The sequence below is a fragment of the Niveibacterium sp. COAC-50 genome, from assembly GCF_013184235.1.
Taxonomy (GTDB): Bacteria; Pseudomonadota; Gammaproteobacteria; order Burkholderiales; family Rhodocyclaceae; genus Niveibacterium; species Niveibacterium microcysteis.
In genome coordinates, this window is sequence record NZ_JABCJM010000001.1 from 997,104 (window position 1) to 1,018,541 (window position 21,438).

The 21,438-nt window shown below is 62.5% G+C and carries 21 protein-coding genes and 6 tRNA genes; 22 read left to right on the forward strand and 5 right to left on the reverse strand.

Annotation, left to right across the window (positions count from 1 at the left end; translation table 11 throughout):
• Positions 1-5: 5 nt before the first annotated feature.
• On the reverse strand, positions 6-752 hold the full coding sequence (locus HH302_RS04440) for an outer membrane protein assembly factor BamD (RefSeq protein ID WP_371814564.1): 747 nt from the start codon (positions 750-752) through the stop codon (positions 6-8).
• 82 nt (positions 753-834) lie between these two features.
• Between HH302_RS04440 and rluD the strand changes: the two genes are divergently transcribed.
• A complete protein-coding gene (gene rluD, locus HH302_RS04445; protein ID WP_172200727.1) occupies positions 835-1,806 on the forward strand; it encodes a 23S rRNA pseudouridine(1911/1915/1917) synthase RluD in 972 nt (323 codons plus the stop codon).
• Complete coding sequence (gene pgeF / locus HH302_RS04450) at positions 1,799-2,545, forward strand: peptidoglycan editing factor PgeF (RefSeq protein ID WP_172198752.1); 747 nt, start codon at positions 1,799-1,801, stop codon at positions 2,543-2,545. Before rluD ends, pgeF begins: the two co-directional genes overlap by 8 nt.
• Here pgeF and HH302_RS04455 read toward each other — a convergent pair.
• Positions 2,511-2,729 carry a hypothetical protein gene (locus tag HH302_RS04455; RefSeq protein WP_172198754.1) on the reverse strand — a complete coding sequence of 73 codons (219 nt, stop codon included), beginning with the start codon at positions 2,727-2,729 and terminating at the stop codon, positions 2,511-2,513. The two genes, pgeF and HH302_RS04455, sit on opposite strands and share 35 nt — an antisense overlap.
• Before the next feature lie 166 nt (positions 2,730-2,895).
• On the opposite strand from HH302_RS04455, the gene HH302_RS04460 reads away from it, so the two are divergent.
• From HH302_RS04460 to HH302_RS04515, 12 genes are all read left to right on the forward strand, one after another.
• Positions 2,896-4,635: an alpha/beta hydrolase gene (locus HH302_RS04460; protein WP_172198756.1), complete on the forward strand. Its 1,740-nt coding sequence runs from the start codon at positions 2,896-2,898 to the stop codon at positions 4,633-4,635.
• Between the two features lie 203 nt (positions 4,636-4,838).
• Entirely contained in the window at positions 4,839-5,579 is a 741-nt protein-coding gene (gene phbB / locus HH302_RS04465; RefSeq protein ID WP_172198758.1) for an acetoacetyl-CoA reductase, read from the forward strand.
• A 93-nt stretch (positions 5,580-5,672) separates the two neighbouring features.
• A complete protein-coding gene (locus HH302_RS04470; RefSeq protein WP_172198761.1) occupies positions 5,673-6,413 on the forward strand; it encodes a beta-ketoacyl-ACP reductase in 741 nt (246 codons plus the stop codon).
• A gap of 120 nt (positions 6,414-6,533) precedes the next feature.
• Complete coding sequence (gene phaR / locus HH302_RS04475; protein WP_172198764.1) at positions 6,534-7,115, forward strand: polyhydroxyalkanoate synthesis repressor PhaR; 582 nt, start codon at positions 6,534-6,536, stop codon at positions 7,113-7,115.
• 118 nt (positions 7,116-7,233) lie between these two features.
• Positions 7,234-8,577: a 30S ribosomal protein S12 methylthiotransferase RimO gene (gene rimO / locus HH302_RS04480; protein WP_172198767.1), complete on the forward strand. Its 1,344-nt coding sequence runs from the start codon at positions 7,234-7,236 to the stop codon at positions 8,575-8,577.
• Positions 8,578-8,619: 42 nt separating this feature from the next.
• Entirely contained in the window at positions 8,620-10,026 is a 1,407-nt protein-coding gene (locus tag HH302_RS04485) for an FAD-binding oxidoreductase (RefSeq protein ID WP_172198770.1), read from the forward strand.
• A gap of 117 nt (positions 10,027-10,143) precedes the next feature.
• Positions 10,144-10,219 (forward strand) — tRNA-Ala (locus tag HH302_RS04490).
• 30 nt (positions 10,220-10,249) lie between these two features.
• Positions 10,250-10,325, forward strand: a tRNA-Glu gene (locus HH302_RS04495).
• A 78-nt stretch (positions 10,326-10,403) separates the two neighbouring features.
• Positions 10,404-10,480: transfer RNA gene (locus HH302_RS04500), tRNA-Asp, on the forward strand.
• A gap of 70 nt (positions 10,481-10,550) precedes the next feature.
• A tRNA-Ala gene (locus HH302_RS04505) sits at positions 10,551-10,626 on the forward strand.
• Positions 10,627-10,651: 25 nt separating this feature from the next.
• Positions 10,652-10,727 (forward strand) — tRNA-Glu (locus tag HH302_RS04510).
• Positions 10,728-10,775: 48 nt separating this feature from the next.
• Positions 10,776-10,852: transfer RNA gene (locus tag HH302_RS04515), tRNA-Asp, on the forward strand.
• A 58-nt stretch (positions 10,853-10,910) separates the two neighbouring features.
• Here HH302_RS04515 and HH302_RS04520 read toward each other — a convergent pair.
• Positions 10,911-12,224, reverse strand: a complete 1,314-nt coding sequence (locus HH302_RS04520; RefSeq protein WP_172198773.1) for a TAXI family TRAP transporter solute-binding subunit — start codon at positions 12,222-12,224, stop codon at positions 10,911-10,913.
• A gap of 106 nt (positions 12,225-12,330) precedes the next feature.
• Between HH302_RS04520 and HH302_RS04525 the strand changes: the two genes are divergently transcribed.
• Genes HH302_RS04525 through HH302_RS04535 form a run of 3 tightly spaced genes read left to right on the forward strand, consistent with a single transcriptional unit; the run spans position 12,331 to position 14,318 of the window.
• On the forward strand, positions 12,331-13,299 hold the full coding sequence (locus HH302_RS04525) for a tRNA dihydrouridine synthase (protein ID WP_371814612.1): 969 nt from the start codon (positions 12,331-12,333) through the stop codon (positions 13,297-13,299).
• Entirely contained in the window at positions 13,296-13,973 is a 678-nt protein-coding gene (locus HH302_RS04530) for a tRNA (guanosine(46)-N(7))-methyltransferase TrmB (protein WP_172200730.1), read from the forward strand. Before HH302_RS04525 ends, HH302_RS04530 begins: the two co-directional genes overlap by 4 nt.
• Positions 13,974-14,318, forward strand: coding sequence for a YkgJ family cysteine cluster protein (locus HH302_RS04535; protein ID WP_172198779.1), 345 nt, complete (start codon positions 13,974-13,976; stop codon positions 14,316-14,318).
• Between the two features lie 4 nt (positions 14,319-14,322).
• Here HH302_RS04535 and hpnE read toward each other — a convergent pair whose 3' ends face one another.
• Both hpnE and HH302_RS04545 read right to left on the reverse strand, forming a co-directional pair.
• Positions 14,323-15,651, reverse strand: a complete 1,329-nt coding sequence (gene hpnE / locus HH302_RS04540) for a hydroxysqualene dehydroxylase HpnE (protein ID WP_172198782.1) — start codon at positions 15,649-15,651, stop codon at positions 14,323-14,325.
• A complete protein-coding gene (locus tag HH302_RS04545; RefSeq protein ID WP_172198785.1) occupies positions 15,648-16,193 on the reverse strand; it encodes an NUDIX hydrolase in 546 nt (181 codons plus the stop codon). The genes hpnE and HH302_RS04545 overlap by 4 nt, the downstream gene beginning before the upstream one ends.
• Positions 16,194-16,334: 141 nt before the next feature.
• Here HH302_RS04545 and HH302_RS04550 point away from each other — a divergent pair, with 141 nt between their 5' ends.
• The 5 genes from HH302_RS04550 to motB all read left to right on the forward strand — a co-directional run bounded on the left by HH302_RS04550 (position 16,335) and on the right by motB (position 21,432).
• Entirely contained in the window at positions 16,335-18,332 is a 1,998-nt protein-coding gene (locus HH302_RS04550) for an HDOD domain-containing protein (protein ID WP_172198788.1), read from the forward strand.
• A gap of 176 nt (positions 18,333-18,508) precedes the next feature.
• On the forward strand, positions 18,509-18,826 hold the full coding sequence (gene flhD, locus HH302_RS04555; protein ID WP_172198791.1) for a flagellar transcriptional regulator FlhD: 318 nt from the start codon (positions 18,509-18,511) through the stop codon (positions 18,824-18,826).
• 10 nt (positions 18,827-18,836) lie between these two features.
• Positions 18,837-19,385 carry a flagellar transcriptional regulator FlhC gene (gene flhC, locus HH302_RS04560; protein ID WP_172198794.1) on the forward strand — a complete coding sequence of 183 codons (549 nt, stop codon included), beginning with the start codon at positions 18,837-18,839 and terminating at the stop codon, positions 19,383-19,385.
• Positions 19,386-19,573: 188 nt separating this feature from the next.
• Positions 19,574-20,428, forward strand: a complete 855-nt coding sequence (gene motA / locus HH302_RS04565; protein ID WP_172198797.1) for a flagellar motor stator protein MotA — start codon at positions 19,574-19,576, stop codon at positions 20,426-20,428.
• Between the two features lie 50 nt (positions 20,429-20,478).
• The gene (motB, locus tag HH302_RS04570; protein ID WP_172198800.1) at positions 20,479-21,432 is read left to right on the forward strand and encodes a flagellar motor protein MotB; all 954 of its coding nucleotides are present in this window, start codon (positions 20,479-20,481) and stop codon (positions 21,430-21,432) included.
• Positions 21,433-21,438 lie beyond the last annotated feature (6 nt).

A 21,438-nucleotide genomic window follows, 5' to 3' on the forward strand; every position in this document is an offset into this window, starting at 1 on the left:
GGCGCTTACCAGATCTTCCACCACGGCCGTGCATCGGGATTCACGTCCTTGTTGTAGCGGCTTTGCGGATAGTTGAGTGCCAGCACGCGGCGGGTGTCCGCCGCCAAGTCCTTCATGCCCAGCTTGTCGTAGCTGAAGATCATGATCGCCAGCGCCTCTTCGACTGAGGGCGAATTCGGGAAATTCTTGATCGTCGTCTGCGCTCGGTTGGCAGCAGCGAGGAATGCGTTGCGGTTTTGGTAGTAACGCGCGACGCTGATCTCGTGTTTTGCCAGCGCGTTGACCAGATAGGCCATGCGAACCTTTGCGTCCTCCGCATAGCGGCTATCCGGGAAGCGCGTCGCAAGCTCCTTGAACGCCTGGAACGAATCGAGCGCAGCTTTCGGGTCTCGCTCGGTCAGATCCTGCTGGCCAATCAGGCCGACGAAGCCCTGGTCCTCATTGAAGGTGATCAGGCCTTTCAGGTAGTAGGCGTAATCGACGTTCGGGTGATTCGGATGCAGCTTGATGAAGCGGTCGATGGCCGCCGAGGCTTGTGCCGGATCCTGGGCACGGTAGTAGGCGTACGCGATTTCGAGCTGTGCCTGCTGGGCATAGCGGCCGTAGGGGTACTTGGCTTCCAGTTGCTCGAAGAGCTTCACCGCGCGGTCGTAGGAACCCGATTCCAGGTTGTCCTTCGCGTCGGCGTAAATCTCTTCGGCGGGGCGCTGGTCGATCTTGCCGCCCTTGTCCGATTCAAACCAGGAGCTCACTGTGGAGCAACCGGCGATCGAAACCGAAAGCAGCAGGCTTGCGGCTACACTACGCGCTCGCAAAAACGGCATCAAAGCACCCGTGAGTGAACAAAGCGACGATTATAACGGATGCGACGAGCTCGACCCCGACGCGTCATCGGTTCGACAGCTGTGCGTGCCGGATGCCGAGGCGGGTAGCCGGCTCGACCAGGCGCTCGCGCGTCTCGTCCCCGAACATTCCCGCAATCGGCTCCAGACCTGGATCCGCGACGGGCGCCTGACTGTTGACGGGCTCCTTGTCGACGACCCGAAACGCAAGCTTCGCGGTTCGGAACGGCTCGAATTGACCGAGCCGCCGCCCCTCGATGTGGTGGCCGCGAGCCCTGAAAATATTGCGTTATCAATTGTGTTCGAGGATGCCGATATCCTCGTCATCAACAAGTCCGCCGGGCTGGTTGTGCATCCTGGCAGCGGAAACTGGAGCGGCACGCTGCTCAATGCGCTGCTGCATCACGTGCCTGAGGCGAGCCAATTGCCGCGCGCCGGCATCGTGCATCGTCTGGACAAGGATACGAGCGGCCTGATGGTCGTCGCGCGTACCCTGCTCGCGCAGACTGATCTGGTTCGGCAACTGCAGGCGCGGACGGTGAAGCGGCAGTACGTTGCCCTGGCGCGTGGTGTGGTGCCCCGTAACACGCTGGTCGATGCACCGATTGGCCGCCACCCAACGCAACGCACGCGCATGGCCGTCGTGCCGGGTGCGCGGGAAGCACGTACCCAGGTCACGGTGCGCGAGCGCTTTGCGCGATGCACGCTGGTGGAATGCAGCCTGGAGACTGGGCGTACGCATCAGATTCGCGTGCATATGGCTCACCTCGGGCATCCGCTGGTCGGCGACACGCTCTATGGTGGCGGACGTGGCGCGCCCGAGTTTCATCGGCAAGCATTGCATGCCTGGAAGCTCGGATTGATCCATCCTCGCACGGGTGAAGCGATGAGCTGGGAAGCGCCGCTGCCCGATGATTTCGCCGCTCTGATGGAAACACTGCGTGCGGAGTCCAGCCATGAATGACTGGATCATCCCGGACTGGCCTGCGCCGCCCTCGGTACGTGCGATCTTCACGACCCGCAAGGGAGGCGTCAGCCTCGCGCCCTACGCTGATCTCAACTTGGGGACGCATGTCGGGGATGACCCAGTCGCCGTCAGCACCAACCGGGCACGGGTGAGAGCCTTGCTGCCCGCAGAACCCTGTTGGCTGGAGCAGGTGCATGGCGTGACCGTGGTGGATGCGGCCTTGCCGGCCGTGCGCAGGGCCGATGCGGCTTTTGTTGCAGCGCCGGATGTGCCATGTGTGGTGATGGTCGCCGACTGCTTGCCGGTAATCTTCTGTAACCGGGCTGGAACAGTGGTGGCCGCGGCCCATGCGGGCTGGCGTGGGCTGCTGGACGGCGTGCTGGAGGCGACACTGGCGAAGATGGGTGTGCCTGTATCCGACGTCATCGCCTGGCTTGGGCCGGCGATCGGGCCCGACTCATTCGAGGTGGGGCCTGAGGTTCGCGATGCGTTTGTGTCAAGGGCAGGGGACGACGCAGGGTGCTTCAGATCAGGGACAGGAGATCGCTGGTTTGCGGATATCTTCGGGCTTGCCCGTGCGCGACTCCGCCGGGCCGGCTTGGGGGCTGACGCGGTGTTTGGCGGGGGCGTGTGCACCGTGAGTGATCCGGCACGATTCTTTTCCTACCGGCGTGATGGGGCGTGCGGCCGGATGGGGGCGTTCATCTGGATTGCGGGGGATCGTTCGGCGGGGTGAGTGCTTCTGCCTGAGCCTCCCGTTCCGCCTGTCTGCGGCGGCGGGCGCCAGTGCCCGCGAGCCAGAGAAACAGGGCCAGCGGGAGCGTGAAACCAAGAAAGGTCATCACACCGCCGATAACGGATTGAGCGCCGATGGCGGCCATCAGCGCGACGTAAATCCAGGCGATTGCGGCGATATACATGATCGTGTTGGGCGTTCGTGTGGTGCATCCCGACGCAGTGTAGTGCTTGACCGGAAGTTTTGTGCGGTGCAAAAATCAGTCGAAACCCGCGCCAAATCTGGCTGCTTGGGCTGTGACAAGGCCCTGGCGTGCGGTGAGCGGCGAGCATTTTGACGTGGAGAACACAATGTCGGTTTCCAGTGAGCAGCCAGCTTTCGATGCCTCTGTCTGGCTCAAGGCCGGGCAGGGCATGATGCAGGGCTTGTTCGATTTTGCCTCGCGCCAGCAAGAAATGCTGAAACAGGCCGGGATCAATATCGCGCCGCTTGAAGCGGCAACAGCCGATTCTCAGCCCCTCGCGAAGCTTCAGCAGGAGATTGCCGAGCAGCATGCGCGTTTGTGGGCCGGCCTGGTTCAGCGCAAGCCTGACGAGCCTTATACGCCGGTGGTGCCACACGATGCCGACCGTCGTTTTGCGGCCCCCGCATGGGCTGGCAGCCCCATGTTCGACTACATGCGTCAGGCCTATCTGCTAAATGCCGAATTCCTGACGCGGGCGGCCGACGTATTGCCGGTGGCAGACAAGCAGGCGAAGAGTCGTTTGCAGTTTCTCGTCCGTCAGTACGTCGATGCGATGAGCCCGGCGAACTTTGCGGCGACCAATCCTGAGTTTGTCGAAAAGGCGATCGCCAGCAAGGGTGAGAGCATCACGCGCGGCATCCTGAACATGATCGCGGACCTCGAAAAGGGCCGCATCGCGATGACCGACGAGAGTGCTTTCGAGGTTGGACGCAACCTTGCGGTCACGCCCGGCGCGGTGATCTTTGAAAACGAAGTTATGCAGTTGATCCAGTACGCGCCGCAGACCGCTGAGGTCTGTGAGCGGCCGCTGCTGATCGTGCCGCCATGCATCAACAAGTACTACATCCTCGATCTGCAGCCGGAGAACTCCTTCGTGCAGTACGCGGTGTCCCAGGGCATCACCACCTTCCTGGTGTCATGGCGCAATCCGCAGCAGGCTCAGGGGCGCCTCGGCTGGGACGACTACATCGAAGACGGCGTGCTGCGAGCCCTCGAAGTTGTGCAGGCCGTCGGCAAGTGCGAGAAACCGAACATCCTCGGTTTCTGCGTCGGCGGCACGCTGACCAGTAGCGCACTGGCGGTGGCCGCTGCGCGTGGCGAATTGCCGGTCGAGAGTCTGACGCTGCTGACAACGCTGCTGGATTTCGAGGAGTCCGGAGATCTTGCTTGCTTTGTGGACGAGGCGAGCGTGGCCACGCGCGAGAGCACGATCGGCCAGGGCGGTCTGTTGGCCGGGCGCGAGCTTTCCAGTGTGTTTTCCGCGTTGCGGCCGAATGACCTGATCTGGAATTACGTCGTCGACAAGTACCTGAAGGGCAATGCGCCGCCCGCCTTCGATCTGCTTTACTGGAATTCCGATAGCACCAACTTGCCTGGTCCGTTCGCGGCCTGGTACCTGCGCAACATGTATCTCGAGAACAATCTGCGCGTACCGGGACGCCTGTCGATGTGCGGCGTGCCGGTGGACCTGGGACGCGTTACCTGCCCTGCCTATATTTTCGCGACGCGCGAGGATCACATCGTGCCGTGGCGCTCGTCTTACCTCGGGCGCCGCTTGCTGGGCGGGGATACCACCTTCGTACTGGGTGCGAGCGGGCATATCGCCGGGGTTATCAACCCGGCGGCCAAGAACCGCCGCAGCTATTGGGTTGGCGCCAACACGACCGCCATCGCTGAAGATTGGCTCGCGGCGGCATCCGAGCAGCGCGGCAGTTGGTGGCCGCACTGGATCGAGTGGCTCAAGTCTCGCAGCGGTGCACTGGTTGCGGCGCCCAAGCGAGCCGGGGATCGGAAGTACAAGGAAATCGAGCCGGCGCCTGGCCGGTACGTTAAAGAGCCCGCCTGAAAAGGGCCTTGGTAGCACGGGCCGGATGCGCATAGCGGGGCGCATCGGTCCGGCAGGGATCTGCCCGCATCAGGCTGTCACGGATCACCGTGCCCGGCCGCACCATCCGGTACCGAGGCGATCGCGTCACCTCGGTTTTGATGTGGGTGCGGTGCGGGGCGCGCGACGACGTGTCACCCCAATAACGAGAGGAGAGGAAGCACATGGTACGAGTTGCACTGATCACTGGCGGCATGGGCGGGTTGGGCGAAGCGATCTGCATCAAGATGGCGGCGTTGGGCTATCACGTTGTCACCACCTATTCGCCGAACAACACCAAGGCGCACGACTGGCTGCAAACCATGAATAACATGGGTTATGGCTTCAAGGCCTATCCCTGCGACGTGACGGATTTCGATTCTGCGAAGGCCTGCATTGCCGCGGTCACCAAGGACATCGGCCCGGTCGATGTGCTGGTGAACAACGCCGGCATTACCCGCGACATGACCTTCAAGAAGATGACCAAGGCGGACTGGGACGCCGTGATCCACACCAACCTCGACAGCGTCTTCAACATGACCAAGCAGGTCATGGACGGCATGGTCGAGCGCAAGTGGGGTCGTGTCATCAACGTGTCTTCGGTGAACGGGCAGAAAGGCGCTTTCGGCCAGACCAACTATTCGGCGGCCAAGGCCGGCATGCATGGGTTCACCAAAGCCCTCGCGCTTGAAGTGGCGAAGAACGGCGTTACGGTCAATACGATCAGCCCGGGCTATATCGGCACGAAGATGGTGACCGCGATCCCGCAAGAGATTCTGGATTCGAAGATCCTGCCGCAGATTCCGGTCAGCCGGCTCGGCAAGCCCGAGGAAATCGCCGGCCTGGTTGCGTATCTGGCCTCCGACGAAGCGGCGTTCCTGACCGGTGCGAATATTTCGATCAACGGCGGCCAGCATATGTTCTGACCGCGCTGCAGCGGTGCAGCCTCCTGCACGGCGTCGGGCCTCGGCGCTGTGCGGGTGACAATCGTTTTTATAACCGAGGCAAAGGAAGCAATCATGTCGAGGAAAGTCGCCCTGGTGACCGGGGGTATGGGCGGGCTGGGCACCGCCATCTGCAAGTCGCTCCACAAAGCCGGCTACAAGGTTGTCGCGAACTGCTTGCCGGGCTTGCCGGGCAAGGATGAATGGCTCGCCAGCATGCGCGCCGAGGGCTTCGATGTGGAGCCCGCGGACGCAGACGTGACCGACTACGAGCAGTGCGCGGCGATGGTCCGCAAGATCGAGTCGGAAATCGGCCCGGTCGATGTACTGGTCAATAACGCGGGGATTACCCGCGATGCGATGTTCCGGAAGATGGACAAGGGGCAGTGGGATGCCGTGATGTCCACCAACCTCGACAGCATTTTCAATGTCACCCACCAAGTGCTGGCGGGCATGGCAGAGCGCGGCTGGGGACGCGTGATCAACATTTCGTCGGTCAATGGCGTCAAGGGTCAGTTCGGCCAGGCCAACTACTCAGCGGCCAAGGCGGGCATTCTTGGTTTCACCAAGGCGATCGCGCAGGAAGTCGCGAAGAAGGGCGTTACTGTGAACGCGGTGGCGCCGGGCTATGTGGGCACCGACATGGTCATGGCGATCAAGCAGGAAGTGCGTGACCAGATCGTTGCGACGATCCCCGCAGGGCGCCTCGGCAAACCGGAAGAGATCGGCGACCTGTGCGCATTCCTTGCGTCGGATAGCGCAGGCTATATCACCGGTTCGACCATCAACATCAACGGTGGCCTGCACATGGGCTGATGCGCTGCACAGCGCTGCAATGGGGCTCCGCGAAAGGCGGAGCCCTTTTTATTTGTGCAGTGCTATACACTACGCCGCACAACAAAAACACCCATTCGAATTCGAGGGAGGAGACCGTCAATGGCACAGCTCAGACTGATCAAGAAGTACCCGAATCGACGGCTGTACGACACGCGCACCAGTTCCTACATCACGCTATCCGACGTGAAGGAACTGGTCGTCAATCAGGAAGAATTCCAGGTCGTCGACGCGAAGACCGGCGAAGACCTGACGCGCGCCATCCTGTTGCAGATCATCCTGGAAGAGGAGTCCGGCGGTGCGCCGATGTTCACCGTTGATCTGCTGTCGCAAATGATCCGTTTCTACGGCAATGCGATGCAGGGGATGATGGGCAAGTACCTTGAGAACAACATCCACGCTTTCACCGACCTGCAGTCCAAGCTTCAGGAGCACGCGAAGTCGATCTACGGCGAAAACAACCCGATGAGCCGTGATCTGTGGGCGCAGTTCCTGAACTTCCAGGGGCCGGCGCTGCACAGCATGATGGGTGCCTACATCGACCAGAGCAAAAAGATGTTCTCGCAGATGCAGGAGCAGGTAGAAAGCCAGACCCGTAATCTGTTCTCCGGCTTTCAGTTCCCCAACATGACGCCGCCAGGTGCTGCCACAGACGACAAGGACAAGACGCCGCCGAAACGGTAAACTGCCCGCCTTTCGCGAGTCGCCAGACGGCCTCTCGGTGTGTGAACGCAAGTTCTCGCACGGGAGGCCGTAGTCATTCCGGCGGCGCCCAGCGCGCAGATTTCAGCAAGGCTAGATCATGAACAGCACAACCCGTACCCCGACCGTCGGCTTCGTCTCACTCGGCTGTCCGAAAGCGACCTCCGATTCCGAGAACATCCTCACTCGCCTGCGGGCCGAGGGCTACGACATCTCCGGCACCTACGACGGTGCGGATCTGGTGATCGTCAATACGTGCGGCTTCATCGATGCAGCGGTCGAAGAATCGCTCGACGCGATCGGCGAGGCGCTCAACGAAAACGGTCGCGTGATCGTGACGGGTTGCCTGGGCGCCAAGAAGGACGCTGCGGGGCAGGGCATCGTCGAGCAGGTTCATCCGAAAGTGCTTGCCGTCACCGGACCGCACGCGACCGAAGAAGTGATGGGCGTGGTGCATCAGCATCTGCCCAAGCCGCACGACCCGTTCATCGATCTCGTGCCTCCGCAGGGCATCCGCCTGACGCCGCCGCACTACGCCTACCTGAAGATTTCGGAAGGCTGCAACCACCGCTGTAGTTTCTGCATCATCCCGTCGATGCGCGGTGACCTCGTTTCGCGCCCGATCGGCGACGTGATGAAGGAGGCGGAAGCCCTGGTGGATGCCGGCGTGAAGGAAATCCTGGTGGTGTCGCAGGACACCAGCGCCTATGGCGTCGACGTGAAGTACCGCACCGGGTTCTGGGGTGGTCGCCCGGTCAAGACCAAGATGTACGACCTCTGCAAGGCGCTTGGCGAGTTGGGCGTCTGGATTCGCCTGCACTACGTGTATCCGTACCCGCATGTCGACGACATCATCCCGCTGATGGCCGAAGGCAAGATCCTGCCGTACCTCGACATTCCGTTCCAGCACGCCAGCACCCGCGTGCTCAAAGCGATGAAGCGTCCAGCGGCCGCTGAGAATACGCTCGAGCGCATCCGTCGTTGGCGCGAGATCTGCCCGGACCTGACGATCCGCAGCACCTTCATCGCCGGCTTTCCGGGCGAAACCGAAGATGATTTCAACGAGCTGCTTGACTGGTTGTCGGAGGCGCAGCTGGACCGCGTTGGCTGTTTCTCGTACTCCCCGGTCGAGGGGGCGACGGCAAACGAGCTGGCGGGCCAGTTGCCGGACGAAGTGCGCGAAGAGCGCCGTGATCGCCTGATGGCTCACCAGGAAGACATCTCGACGCAGCGTCTTGAGCGCATGCTCGATCGCGAGATCACCGTTCTGGTCGATGAGGTCGACGAAGACGGCGCGGTGGCGCGCTCGATGGGCGACGCCCCGGAAATTGACGGCCTTGTGATCATCCCGGACGGCACCGAACTTGAAGTGGGCGAGTTTGCCCGAGTGAAGGTGTCCGACGTCGATGTGCATGACCTGTATGCACAGCTGATCGAAAACTGAAGACTGATCACGACGCCCCGAAAGGGGCGTCGTGCTATGGACATGACGAAACTGCTCACCGAACTCGCTGCCATCGTCGGCGACACCCACCTCATTACCGATCCTGTAGACCAGGCGCCCTACCTTCGCGATTGGCGAGGCCGTTACGAGGGCCGGTCGCAAGCGATCGTGCGCCCAGCCAATACCGAAGAGGTCGCGGCGGTAGTGCGGCTTTGCGTTGCGCACGGTGTACCGCTCGTGCCGCAGGGCGGCAATACCAGCCTGTGCGGTGCGGCCACGCCAGACGAGAGTGGCAGTGCAGTCGTCATCTCATTACAGCGCCTCAACCGGATCCGTTACGTCGATGTCGATAACGATACGTTGACCGTCGAGGCTGGATGCACGCTCGCCGAGGTGCAGGCCGCAGCCGCTGCTGCCGCTCGCCTGTTTCCACTGTCGCTGGCCTCCGAGGGCACTTGCCGTATCGGCGGCAACCTTTCCACCAATGCGGGTGGCGTCCATGTGCTGCGCTACGGCAATGCGCGTGATCTGGTGCTGGGGCTTGAAGTGGTGCTGCCGGACGGCCAGATCTGGCATGGCTTGCGCGCTTTGCGCAAGGACAACACCGGCTATGACCTCAAGCAGCTCTTCCTGGGTGCCGAGGGCACGTTGGGGATCATCACCGCGGCCGTGCTCAAGCTGTCGCCGCGTCCGCGCAGCGTATGCACGGCCTGGCTTGCCGTGCCAAATCCGGAGGCTGCGGTTGCCCTGCTGCGGCAGTTCCGGTCCGAATGTGGTGAGCGCCTCAGCGCTTTCGAGTTGATGAGTCAACCGACCCTGGCACTGGTGCTGCGCCACATTCCTGGCGCACAGTGTCCGTTGTCCGAGGTGCCGCCATGGTCGGTGCTGGTCGAGCTAGGGGATACGCGGGCGGATGCTGGGCTCGACGAGATTGCTGAAGCGATTCTCGCGCCCGCGATTGAGTCCGGCCTTGTGCTCGATGCTGCAATCGCGCGCAGCGAAGCTCAGCGGGTCGCGCTGTGGGCGTTGCGCGAAAACGCCTCTGAGGCGCAGCGCCATGAGGGTGTCAGCGTCAAACATGACGTGTCGGTTCCGGTTAGCCGTATTCCTGAATTTCTGCATCGCGCAGACGCGGCCCTGCTTGCTGCCTTCCCCGGCTTGCGCATCGTTGCATTCGGCCACGTTGGCGACGGAAACCTGCACTACAACTGCTCAAAGCCCGATGCTGACGCAAACGCGGCCCTGATCGGTGAACGTGGCGACGTCAATCGCATCGTGCACGATCTGGTCCACGAACTGGGCGGCTCCATCTCCGCCGAACATGGCTTGGGACAACTCAAGCGCGACGAGATCCGCCGCTACAAGTCCGAACTGGAAATGGACCTGATGCAACGGATCAAGTCCGCCTTTGACCCGAAATGCTTGATGAACCCAGGCAAGGTTTTGTGAGTGTCGAGCGGACGTGGGCAGGCAGGGGGCGATAATTTGCGGGGGATCTGCACAGATTCTCAAAAACAGGGTTGACGTACCCCGATCTGTAGTCTAAGATCTCATCTCTTTCGCGGCGGGGGTATAGCTCAGCTGGGAGAGCGCTTGCATGGCATGCAAGAGGTCAGCGGTTCGATCCCGCTTACCTCCACCAAACAAGCTGCGAAAGAAAAAGTTGTACCGGGTCCCCATCGTCTAGAGGCCTAGGACACCGCCCTTTCACGGCGATAACCGGGGTTCGAATCCCCGTGGGGACGCCAAGTTTTGGCGAAGGCAGCGAAAGCTGCCTTTGATTTCGGAGCAGGCTGAACACTGCACCGGAAGAGCAGTTCAAGCGCGGAGTGGTAGTTCAGTCGGTTAGAATACCGGCCTGTCACGCCGGGGGTCGCGGGTTCGAGTCCCGTCCACTCCGCCACCCAATACAAGGGGCTGTTCAGACGACAGCCTTTTTTGTTGGAAGTAGTTTGTAGTACCTCTTTCGTGCTGGGGGTATAGCTCAGCTGGGAGAGCGCTTGCATGGCATGCAAGAGGTCAGCGGTTCGATCCCGCTTACCTCCACCAAGCAGCGAAAGAGAAGTTGTTCCGGGTCCCCATCGTCTAGAGGCCTAGGACACCGCCCTTTCACGGCGATAACCGGGGTTCGAATCCCCGTGGGGACGCCACCTTTTCGAAGGTGTGCAACACAGTGTGCGCACTGGCAGTTCAAGCGCGGAGTGGTAGTTCAGTCGGTTAGAATACCGGCCTGTCACGCCGGGGGTCGCGGGTTCGAGTCCCGTCCACTCCGCCACCTACTGAGAAGGGCTGACCAAACGGTCAGCCCTTTTCTTTTTGTTTTCTCCGCTGAATCACTGCTCCTTCGCGCCGCCCCGGCCCTCGATGATCTGCCGCACCAAGGCGATATGCTCGCGCAGGATATAGAGTTCGTTGGCGTACGAAAGCGGCACCTTCTTGCGAAGCGCGCGCTGCTCGATAAGGTCCAGTTGCGACTTCCAGCGGCCGACGTCACTTGCTTTGCCGTGGCGCGCTTCCTCCTCGAGAAATTTGAGCTCGCCGTACCAACGATAGATGCGTGAGCGCACATGCCAACGCAGCAGCGCGGGGGCCAGCTTCATGGTTGGCACCAGCAAGGCCATCAGCGGAATCAGTGTCCATAGCAAACGGTCCACCATCACCGCTGCCCAGAACGGCAGCACGCGCTGCAGCAGAGGCGGGCCGGAACGGTAGAAACGCGTGGCTTCCGGGCTCTGCGGCAGTTCATGGTCGCGTGCGGCGGGAAACTCGTTGCCTTTTTCGAACCAGCCTGGCGTGCGGTGGATTTCGCTTGCCGCCTGCATCAGCAGTGCGACCAGGGCCGGGTGCAGATCGTGACGCACGACGAGGTTCGCGGTGGGCGCGACGAGGTGCAGGTCCTCTGGTGGTTGATCGGCGACCAGATCGATCGTGCCGCGCGGCAGTGTGAGATCGGTCAGTTGCGGCATCAGGCGGGTATAGGCTGCCGATTGGTCGAAGCCGAGCAGACGTACTCCCTTGAGGCGCAGCAGCGTTTGTACAGTCGGTGCTTGTGCGCCGTTGACGGTTACGAGTGCGTCGATCTCATGTTGCTGAAGCGCCTTGATTGCAGCGTCGCCGCCGATCGGAAGCAAGCTCGGATCGTCGGTCGCGATGCCGTTGCGGTTGGCGATTTCAAGCGCGAGCAGTTGCGCACCGCCGCCTGATACGCCGATGGCGACGCGGCGGCCCCGCAGATCCGCGATGCGCTTGACGTCGATATCGTCGCGAACGAAGACCCAGACGGGCTCGTAGTACATCGCGCCGAGTGTGACGAGATCCTCCGACTCAGGCTCGTGCAGCACGCCGCCCTGCAGAAAGCCGACATCGGCGGTGCCGTCGACGCCTTTGAGGCGACGCAGGTTTTCAATTGTGCCGCTGGATGGCTTGAGGATCAGCTTGACCCCCTGACGCGCGAGGATCTCGCGATAACGCTCTGCGTAGAGCGCATAGGCACCACCCGCGGCGCCGGTGGTCATGGTCAGCGTTCGCGGTGGGAGTGGTGCGAGGTAATGGAGCAGGACGAGGATTGCGGCGAGGCAGGCGAGCGTGCCGCCAATCAACCACAGCGCGAGTTGGCGGTGCGGATGGGTGTCGTCGTGTTTTTCCATGTGCGTGAGCCTAAGCGCCGCGCTTGCAACATGTCCAGTCTGTGCGGGGCGGCTCCGGTAGAATGCGCGACCCCCAAGCAACGCCCTTTGTTTTCAGGAATTCATGATTCGCCTGCTCTTGGCCCCGATGGAGGGGATGGTCGACGATGTGATGCGCGATGTTTTGACGCGTCCGGGCGGCTACGACCACTGCGTGACCGAGTTCGTGCGGATCTCCGGATCGCTGCTGCCGGCGCGCTGCTATACGCGAATCAGCCCCGAACTTGAAAACGGCGGGCGTACCTACGCCGGAACCCCGGTGCGGGTTCAATTGCTCGGTTCCGACCCCGCTTGCATGGCTGACAACGCAGCGCGCCTCGCCAGCCTGGCTCCGCCCGGGATTGATCTGAACTTTGGTTGCCCTGCGCCGACGGTAAATCGCCATCGCGGCGGGGCCGCGCTGCTGGATGAGCCGGAGCTGCTCTTCCAGATTGCCACGGCGGTCCGAGTGGCGGTACCGAGGAGCATTCCCTTCACCGCAAAGATGCGCCTCGGCATTCAGGATGCCTCGCGCGCCGAGGAGTGTGCCCGCGCGCTCGCCGACGGGGGGGTCGATGAACTGGTGATCCACGCCCGCACGAAAGAAGATCGCTACAAGCCGCCAGCGTACTGGAGTGAGATTGCACGGATCGCCGAGCGGGTTGCGGTGCCGATCGTTGCCAATGGTGAAGTCTGGACCGTAGAGGATTGGGCGCGCTGTCGGGCAGAGAGCGGCTGCGTGGATGTGATGCTGGGCCGCGGCGCGGTGGCGGACCCGTTCCTTGCGCGGCGTATTCGCGGTGAGGCGCCGCCCAGCCTTGATGCGTGCTGGGCGGAGCTGCTTGCGTTGCTGGCGTTGTATTGGCGGCGCGTGCTGATCAAGCTGGATGCCCGTCATGCACCGGGACGCATCAAGCAATGGTTGCATCTGCTGGAACGCAATTACCCCCAAGCCAAGCGTTTGCTGGCGGAAGTGCGCCCGCTGCGCGACGCTGATCTGGTGGCGGACGTGATGCGCAATCACGGCGTGCCGATTGCGGTGGGAGTGGCAAGCTGATGTATGCAAATTCTCGCGACATCCGGTCCGCGCAGGACGATGTCCATTCCGGCCTGGCGCGTTTGCTCGACCGGCACCTGGCTGCGCCGTTCACCCGCCCCGTATCACCCGCGACACAAGAGGCCTACGCGGCGGTGATGGCGGGTTGGGATCGCCAGCGGCCGTTGCTGCTGGATGCCGGTTGCGGTGTGGGTTGGAGCACGCTGGCGCTGGCGCGGGCGTATCCCGAACATTTCGTGATGGGCGTCGATCAATCTTCCGATCGCATCGAGCGCGGAAAGCCGGGTGAAGTACCGCCCAATGCGGTGTTTGTTCGTGCCGATCTGGTCGATTTCTGGCGCTTGTTGCTGGCCGACGGCATCCGGCTCGATCGGCATTTTCTTCTATACCCGAATCCGTGGCCGAAGATCGGCCACCTGGCCCGTCGCTGGCACGGCCACGCCGTTTTTCCGGACATGCTGGCGCTTGGTGGCACGCTTGAACTACGCACCAACTGGCGCATTTATGCGGACGAGTTTGCGTGGGCGGTGGCGCGGGTCAGTGGCCGGAACGCGCCGGTTTCCATGTTCGAGACTGAAACGCCGCTGACGCCCTTCGAGCGCAAGTATCGTGATTCGGGGCAAACCCTCTGGCGCTACGTCGTCGACCTGAACTCGCAATCAGCAGGAGCCTGAATGGACCTTTGTCAGAGCTGTGGCGCCTGCTGCGCCGCGTTCCGCGTCAGCTTCCATGTGTCCGAACGTGACGATGAGCCGGGCGGCACGGTGCCCGAGGCTTTGGCCGATGAAGAAACCGCGACGACCTGCCGCATGCGTGGCACCGACCGATCGCCGCCTCGTTGCGTGGCCCTGGTTGGCAAGGTCGGCGAGGCGGTGCGTTGCGGCATCTATGAGCTGCGCCCTGGGCCATGTCGCGAGTTTGCGCCGCACGGTGTCTTCGGCATGCTGAATGCTGCCTGCAACCAGGCGCGCGCACGCCACGGGCTGGCGCCCCTGCCGGACCCGGTGTTCCGGTCCTGAATGATCAGTCGAGCTTGAAGAGGGTGGGCTGCGCCACACCCACCGAGCGGAAGATCGTCCGGGCTGCCTGGAGGCCGGAGCGAACCGCGCCCTCGAGCGTGGCGGGATAGTCGGACGCCACGTAGTCACCGGCCAGGTAGAGCTGCTTGACCGGCGTCATCGTGATCGGCCGGAAGACGCCGGGCTCGCACGCAAAGGTGGCGCGCTTCTCGGTGATGACCTGAGCCCACTTGGGCGCTGGCAGACGGGCGGAATCGGTGGCGAAGAGGCGCTCGATATCCTGATGGGCGCGAAGTGCGATTTCCTCGCGGCTCAACTCAGTTCCTGCGGCGCTCACGACGCCCGCGAGCAGGCCATCCGGGCCACCAAGTTGCCCGCGGTCGAACACCCACTGCAGTAGCCCGTCATCGAGGCCAATCATCGGCCGTGCCAGCCGGATCGCCGGATCGTAAGCAAGGTAGGCCGTCGTGATGGCTTCGTGGCGCATGGCGTCGAGCTGATTGCGCAGGCGCTCCATCTCGCTGAATTCTGTGGTGAGTCCGGACACCTGCCACGGGGCTGTCGCGAGCACGACATGGCTGTAGCGCCCGTCAAAGGGGTCGCCTTCCAGGCTGAAGCCGTGTTCGGTTCGCGCGATGCCGCGGATCTTCGTCATCGTGTGCACGTTCTGCCCTTTGCGGGACAGGTAGAGCACAGCCGGCACAGGGAGCAGCTCGGTCAGGTCGATGCGCGGAATCAATACCTCCGACGCGCTTGCAGAAGCCGCAACGCTGTCGCGCAACACATTGGCGAATACCTGAGCGGAGGCGCGTTCGGCGGGTGTGTTCAGCGCCGCGACGCAGAGCGGCTCCCACACCAGTCGGCGGAGTGTGGGTGTTTGCGCCGTGCGATCGAGAAGCGTGCTGACGGTGACGTCTTCGGTGAGCACGAAGCGGATGCGCTTGAGGTGTGACAGCAATCGCGCTGCTGCGCGACGATCCGTCCAGCTCAGGCCCTTTGCTCTCAGCAGGCCGACCGCGAGATGGAGCGGGGCTGGCAAATCCGCGGCCTGCAGATCAAGAACGCCCGGAATGTGAATGAAGAACGGGCTCGAATACAGGCGCTTCGGGCTTACGCCAAGCAGTCGCAGCATCCGGAGCGTTTCGGTGTAGGCGCCGATCAGGATGTGCTGGCCGTTGTCGATGCGCCAACCATCCTTTTCCACCACGCGGGCTCGCCCGCCCAGCGTTGCGCTGCCTTCGAAAACCGATACGCGGATGTCGGCGCGCGCGAGCTCAACCGCGCAGGACAGGCCGGCCCAGCCGCCGCCGATGATTGCAACGTGCGGCGTCATGCGGGCGTCGTAGGGGCAGGGATGTCGGCGACGTGAAAGCGGTACTGCCCCTTGCGGCGATCCTCGAAGTACAGGCGCAGCGTCATCGCGACAGAGCGGAAGGCGAGTTCGTCCCAAGGGATTTCATGCTCGGCGAAGAGGCGGGTCTCGAGCGACTCCTCGCCGGGCCGGAAGTCCAGATCCAGCAAGCGTGCGCGGTACAGGATGTGGACCTGGCTGATGTGCGCGACGTTGATCAGCGAATACATGTCGCCGACATCGATTCGCGCGCAGGCTTCTTCGGCAGTTTCTCTGGCCGCCGCTTGCGCAGTGGTTTCGTCGTTTTCCATGAAGCCAGCCGGCAGCGTCCACTTGCCATAGCGGGGCTCGATGGCGCGGCGGCACAGCAGGATGCGGTCTTCCCACTCGGGAATGGCGCCGACGACCATCTTCGGGTTGCTGTAATGGATCGTGCCGCAGGCATCGCAGACGTGGCGGGGCAGCGTGTCGCCGGGAGGGATCCGGTGCGCGACCGGGGCGCCGCATTGGGAGCAGAAGTTCATGGCCTGGTTTTCAGGAGGGGCGCGAGCAGCGGCGATTGTAAACCAGGGCTGGTGCGGGGCGGCGCAGCGTTTGCGAGAGCAGCCCTAAAGTTCTGCGAGTGCCGGTCGTTAATCGAGCGAATGCAGCAAAAAGACGCTTACATGACTGGTAACGCTTCCCTGAACGGTCTCTCAAAGCTTGAGCGTCTGCGTGCGACTGGCAATCTGCCGTCGCCTAAAGGTGTTGCGCTCGCGATCATGCGGGCCACGCAAGGCGACGATATTTCGATCGCCGAGCTGGGGCGCATCATCAAGACCGACCCCGCTTTCGTCGGGCGCCTGATCAAGGCCGCGAACGGCCATCTTGGCTACGGCCGCCATCCGATCGCCTCGGTGCAGGATGCGCTGATGGTGCTCGGCTTGCCTGCGGTGCGGGCGCTGGCGTTAGGCTTCTCTCTGCTGTCGAGCCATCGCAGTGGGGCATGCCAGAGCTTTGACTACGAGGGTTTCTGGGCTTCTTCCCTCATGCGCGCCACGGCGATGCAGGCGATCACGCTGCGTACGCGTGCGGCACCTGCGGACGAGGCCTATTGCGTCGGTTTGCTGTCGCGTATCGGCGAGCTGGCGATGGCTACCTTGTATCCAGAGCAGTACGGCGACCTGCTGCGCCTGAGTGCAGCCGGTTCCGATGAGCTGGTGGCGCGCGAGCAGGCCGCGTTCGCGCTCGATCACCGTGAGCTGTCCGGTCTGATGCTTGCGGACTGGGGCATGCCGCGTACCTTCGCGCAGGTGGTGGCAGTGCATGGGCAGCCGGAACATGCCTGGCCGGCGGATGGTTCGCGTGAGGCGACGCTGTGTCGGTCGCTGGCCTTGGCTGCTGAGCTTGGGCGCCTCTGCGAGACCGAGCGGAGCGAACATGCCCGGCGGGTGCCGTCTATCGTCGCGCTGGCTTCAAGTCTGCAGATTGATGGCGCCGAATTGAATGAAACCTGCGACGCCGCGATTCGCGATTGCTCGGAGTGGTCGTCGCTGCTGCAACTTGCCCCCGTCCAGATTGACGCTTTTTCGAGCCTCGTCGAGCGCAGTGCAGTGGCCGCGCCGGAGCCTGTGACGCAGGCGGCTCCCGCTGTGGCGGCCCCAACGGATGTTGCCGTGCCGCCACCGGCAAAACGCCATATGCGGGTACTGGTGGTTGAGTCTGACGCTGCGGTGAGGGCCTCGATTCGTACGCTGCTCCACGACGCCGGCCATGAAGTCCATGAGGTCGACACGATCGCGCAGGCGGCCGAGGCGGCGATCCTGACGCAGCCACATTTGATGATCGTCGAGTGGTCCTTGTCCGACGGCAGCGGCCTGAAGCTTGTAGAGCGACTGCGGCAGACGCGCGTCGGGCGCAGCATCTACGTGCTGGTGCTGACCAGCCACGAGAACGAACAGCGTTTGGTCGAAGCCTTCGAATGTGGCGTGGATGACTTCATCACCAAGCCGATCAACGGCCGCGTGCTGCTGGCGCGTATGCGCGCCGGGTTGCGTGTGGTGAAGCTGCATGAAGAGATCGAGCGCGATCGCGAGGAGATCCGCCATTTTGCGTCGGAATTGGCAGTCTCGAATCGCCGCTTGCAGGATGTCGCGCTGACCGATGTGCTGACGGCACTGCCGAACCGGCGCTACTTCATCGATCGCGTCGAGCAGGAGTGGTCGGCCGCTTCGCGCAGCCAGCGCCCGATGGTTTGCATGGCGATCGAAGTGGATGGCTTGGCCCAGATCCGCTCGACCTACGGTCAGATGATTGGCGACGCGGTGGTCAAGCATGTTGGCAGTGTCCTGAAGCAGGCCCTTCGCACCCACGATGTGCTGGCGCGAACAGACGACGGCGTGTTTTCGGTTTTGTGTCCCGACACCGATGTGCAGGGTGCGGGCCTTGTTGCCGAGCGTCTGCGTCAGCAAGTGGAGGCAACGCCGTTCCGGGTTGATCGGCTCCAGCTTCGAATTGCTGTCCAGATCGGGTTGGCGCAGCGGAATTCGTCGATGAGTGCGCCTGAAACCCTCATCAGCGAGGCCTCAAGTGAACTTTCTGCCTCAAAGGGCGCTGTTGCCGGCACAGGCCGGGCGGCCGGTTTTGCTCTTTTTGCGGAGCGAGAGGGTGTTGTAACGCATTGATTGTTTGAGGTTTGTTCCCGATTTTCGCGCCGTGTAGGTGAAATTCCTACATGGCGCTGGTCGTTTTCGCCTACGCGATTATCCGAAATCGCCCGACTCAAGTTTCCTGAGTGCCGTTGGTACTGTTGCTTCCACACGATAAGTCGCCAAAAAGGCGACGGACTGAGGAGGTCACCATGCGCACGGCAAACTTGGCGGAAGAGATCCGCGAACTGAATCTGTCCTACCTGATGCTGGCCCAGCGACTGCTGCTGGAAGACCGGCAGGCGGGCATGTTCCGCCTGGGTGTGGGTGAAGACGCGGCCGATGTGATCGAGTCGCTCTCTCCGGCGCAGATTCTGCGTATGTCGAGCTCGGGCATGATGCTGTGCCAGGTCCGCTTCGATGAGCGCCTGCTGCTCGAACTGCTCGCCAACCACGAGCGCGAGCCCGCAGTTGCAAGCATTCACGCCGCAATCCTGGCGGCCAGCCGCCCGGTCGAAAACCTCGCCTGAGGATCGCGCCATGGCAACCCGAAGCGTGGTGCAGGATGCGATCGATACCCAGAGTGCGATCGAGATGATTCGCATGGGGGCCCGCATGCAGATGCTGGAGGCGGAGACCTCCTTGTCGCGCGAGCGGTTGCTGCGCCTCTACAAGGAAGTGCGCGGCGAATCGCCGCCGAAGGGCATGCTGCCATTCTCGACCGACTGGTTCATGACCTGGCAACAGAACATCCATGCCTCGCTGTTCATGGGCTTCCATCGGTTTCTGCAAGAGCATGGCGGGCAACGCGGGCTTGAGTCGGTGCTCTCGGCCTATCGCTTGTACATCGCCCACTGCGAAGAGCACGATCTAGAGCGCGTCTTGAGCCTGACGCGCGCCTGGACGCTGATCCGTTTTTTTGACGCGCACATGTTGCAACTCGCCGGCTGCACTCGCTGTGGTGGCCGCTACGTTGCGCACGCCTACGACCCGACGCACGACTACGTCTGTGGGCTGTGCAACGTACCCTCGCGTGCGGGCAAGACCCGCCGCGCCGCCGCCCAAAGCGACGCCAGTCTGACCGGCTGACCTCCTCCTTGCTCAGCAAGGAGCTGCGCCGTCGGCACGCAAGTGCCGACGGCCTTTTTTTGCGCCGTGGGGCCCGCGAAATCGGCTGTTGCAGCGCAGCGCGGGTGCTCAAGTTTCTCTTGGCGCCGCCGTTACAGGCTCAGTCGGGTGCTGAAACACGGATGTTTCTGTAGGAAGGGCAGAAGGCAATGTTCCTGATCATTGGCTACGTGATCATCCTCGCCGCGTCAGTCGGCACATATGCGATCCACGGCAGCCTTGCGGCGCTTTGGGTGCCAGCCGAATACGCGGCAATCTTTGGCTTGATGATTGGCGGCATGGTCGCCGGCAACAGCCTCAAGACCATCAAATCAATCGCCGCGGCTGTGCCCGGTGTTTTCAAGGGCTCGCCTTACAACAAGGCGATGTACGTGGATTTGCTGGCGATGCTCTACGAGATCCTCGCCAAGGTGCGCAAGGAAGGGCTGATGTCGATCGAGAACGACATCGAAAACCCCGAGAGCAGCGCGATCTTTGGCAAGTACCCCACCGTTACCGTTGATCACCACGCGATGGAATTCCTGACCGACTATCTGCGCATGATGGTCGGTGGCAACCTCAATGCCTTCGAGATCGAAAACCTGATGGACATGGAGATCGAGACCCACCATCAGGAGGCACACACACCGGTGCACGCGGTGACCAAAATGGCCGACGGTGTTCCGGCCTTCGGTATCGTCGTCGCGGTGATGGGCGTGGTGAACGTGATGGGCTCGGTCGGTCAGCCGCCAGCGGTGCTGGGCAAGATGATCGGCGGCGCGCTTGTCGGCACCTTCCTCGGCATCCTGCTCTCCTACGGTTTCGTTGGTCCGCTGGCTGGCCAGATGGAACAGAAGATGGAAGAGGGCGGAAAGATCTTCCAGTGCATCAAGGTGGTACTGCTTGCAAGCATGAACGGCTATGCGCCGCAGGTCGCCATCGAATTTGGCCGCAAGGTGTTGTTCTCGACGGACCGCCCCGGCTTCAAGGAACTCGAAGACGAGATCAAGAGCCGCAAGAAGTAAGCACGGGCATTGACCAGCCGGACCAAGTGACAACTCGCCTATCTGACTAAATGGCCGAAGCTACCCAACAACCAATTGTCATCAAGCGCATCAAGAAGGGCGGCGGTGGTGCGCATGGCGGTGCATGGAAGATCGCGTACGCGGACTTCGTCACTGCGATGATGGCGTTCTTCCTGCTGATGTGGCTGCTGGGTTCAACCACCGAGGGCGACCTGAAAGGCATCTCGGATTACTTTCAGGCACCGGTCAAGATGTCCGCACAGGGCGGGCGGGGGACGGGCGATGCGACATCGGTGATCCCCGGCGGCGGCAACGACCTCACCAAATCGGTCGGCCAGGTCGCCAACGCCGACTACGACCAGCCGAAGAAGCGTCTGCGCCAACCTAAGCTCATGCCGGCCGATAACGAGGCAATCGAGCGCGCGCGTTTCGAGGAAGTGAAACAGAAGCTCGAAGCGATGATCGAGGCGTCACCAGTGCTGCGCCCGTTCGCCAAACAGTTGTTGCTCGACATCACGTCGGAAGGTCTGCGGATCCAGATCGTCGACGAGAAGAATCGGCCAATGTTCGATAGCGGTGGGGCGACGCTCAAGCCCTACACCCGCGAGATCCTGCACGCGGTTGCACAGACGCTTAACGAGGTCGGCAACCGCATCAGCGTATCCGGCCATACCGATGCCACCCAGTACGCCGGGGGCGACCGCGGCTTTGGCAACTGGGAACTCTCCGCCGATCGCGCCAATGCCTGCCGGCGCGAACTGGTTTTTGGCGGGCTGACTGATGACCGGGTGGCGCGCGTGGTGGGCCTCGCCGCGACGATTCCACTCAAAGCCGAAGATCCGTACGACCCGATCAACCGCCGGATCAGCATCGTGGTGCTGAACAAGCGCGCTGAGGAGCAACTCGCAACGGCAGGTCGCACGCTGGAGGTCAGCGGCGCGGCACCGACTGCCAGTGATGTCGGGCGCGAAATGGACGGCAACGCAGTAAGGCCGGCGCAGTAAGCGGAG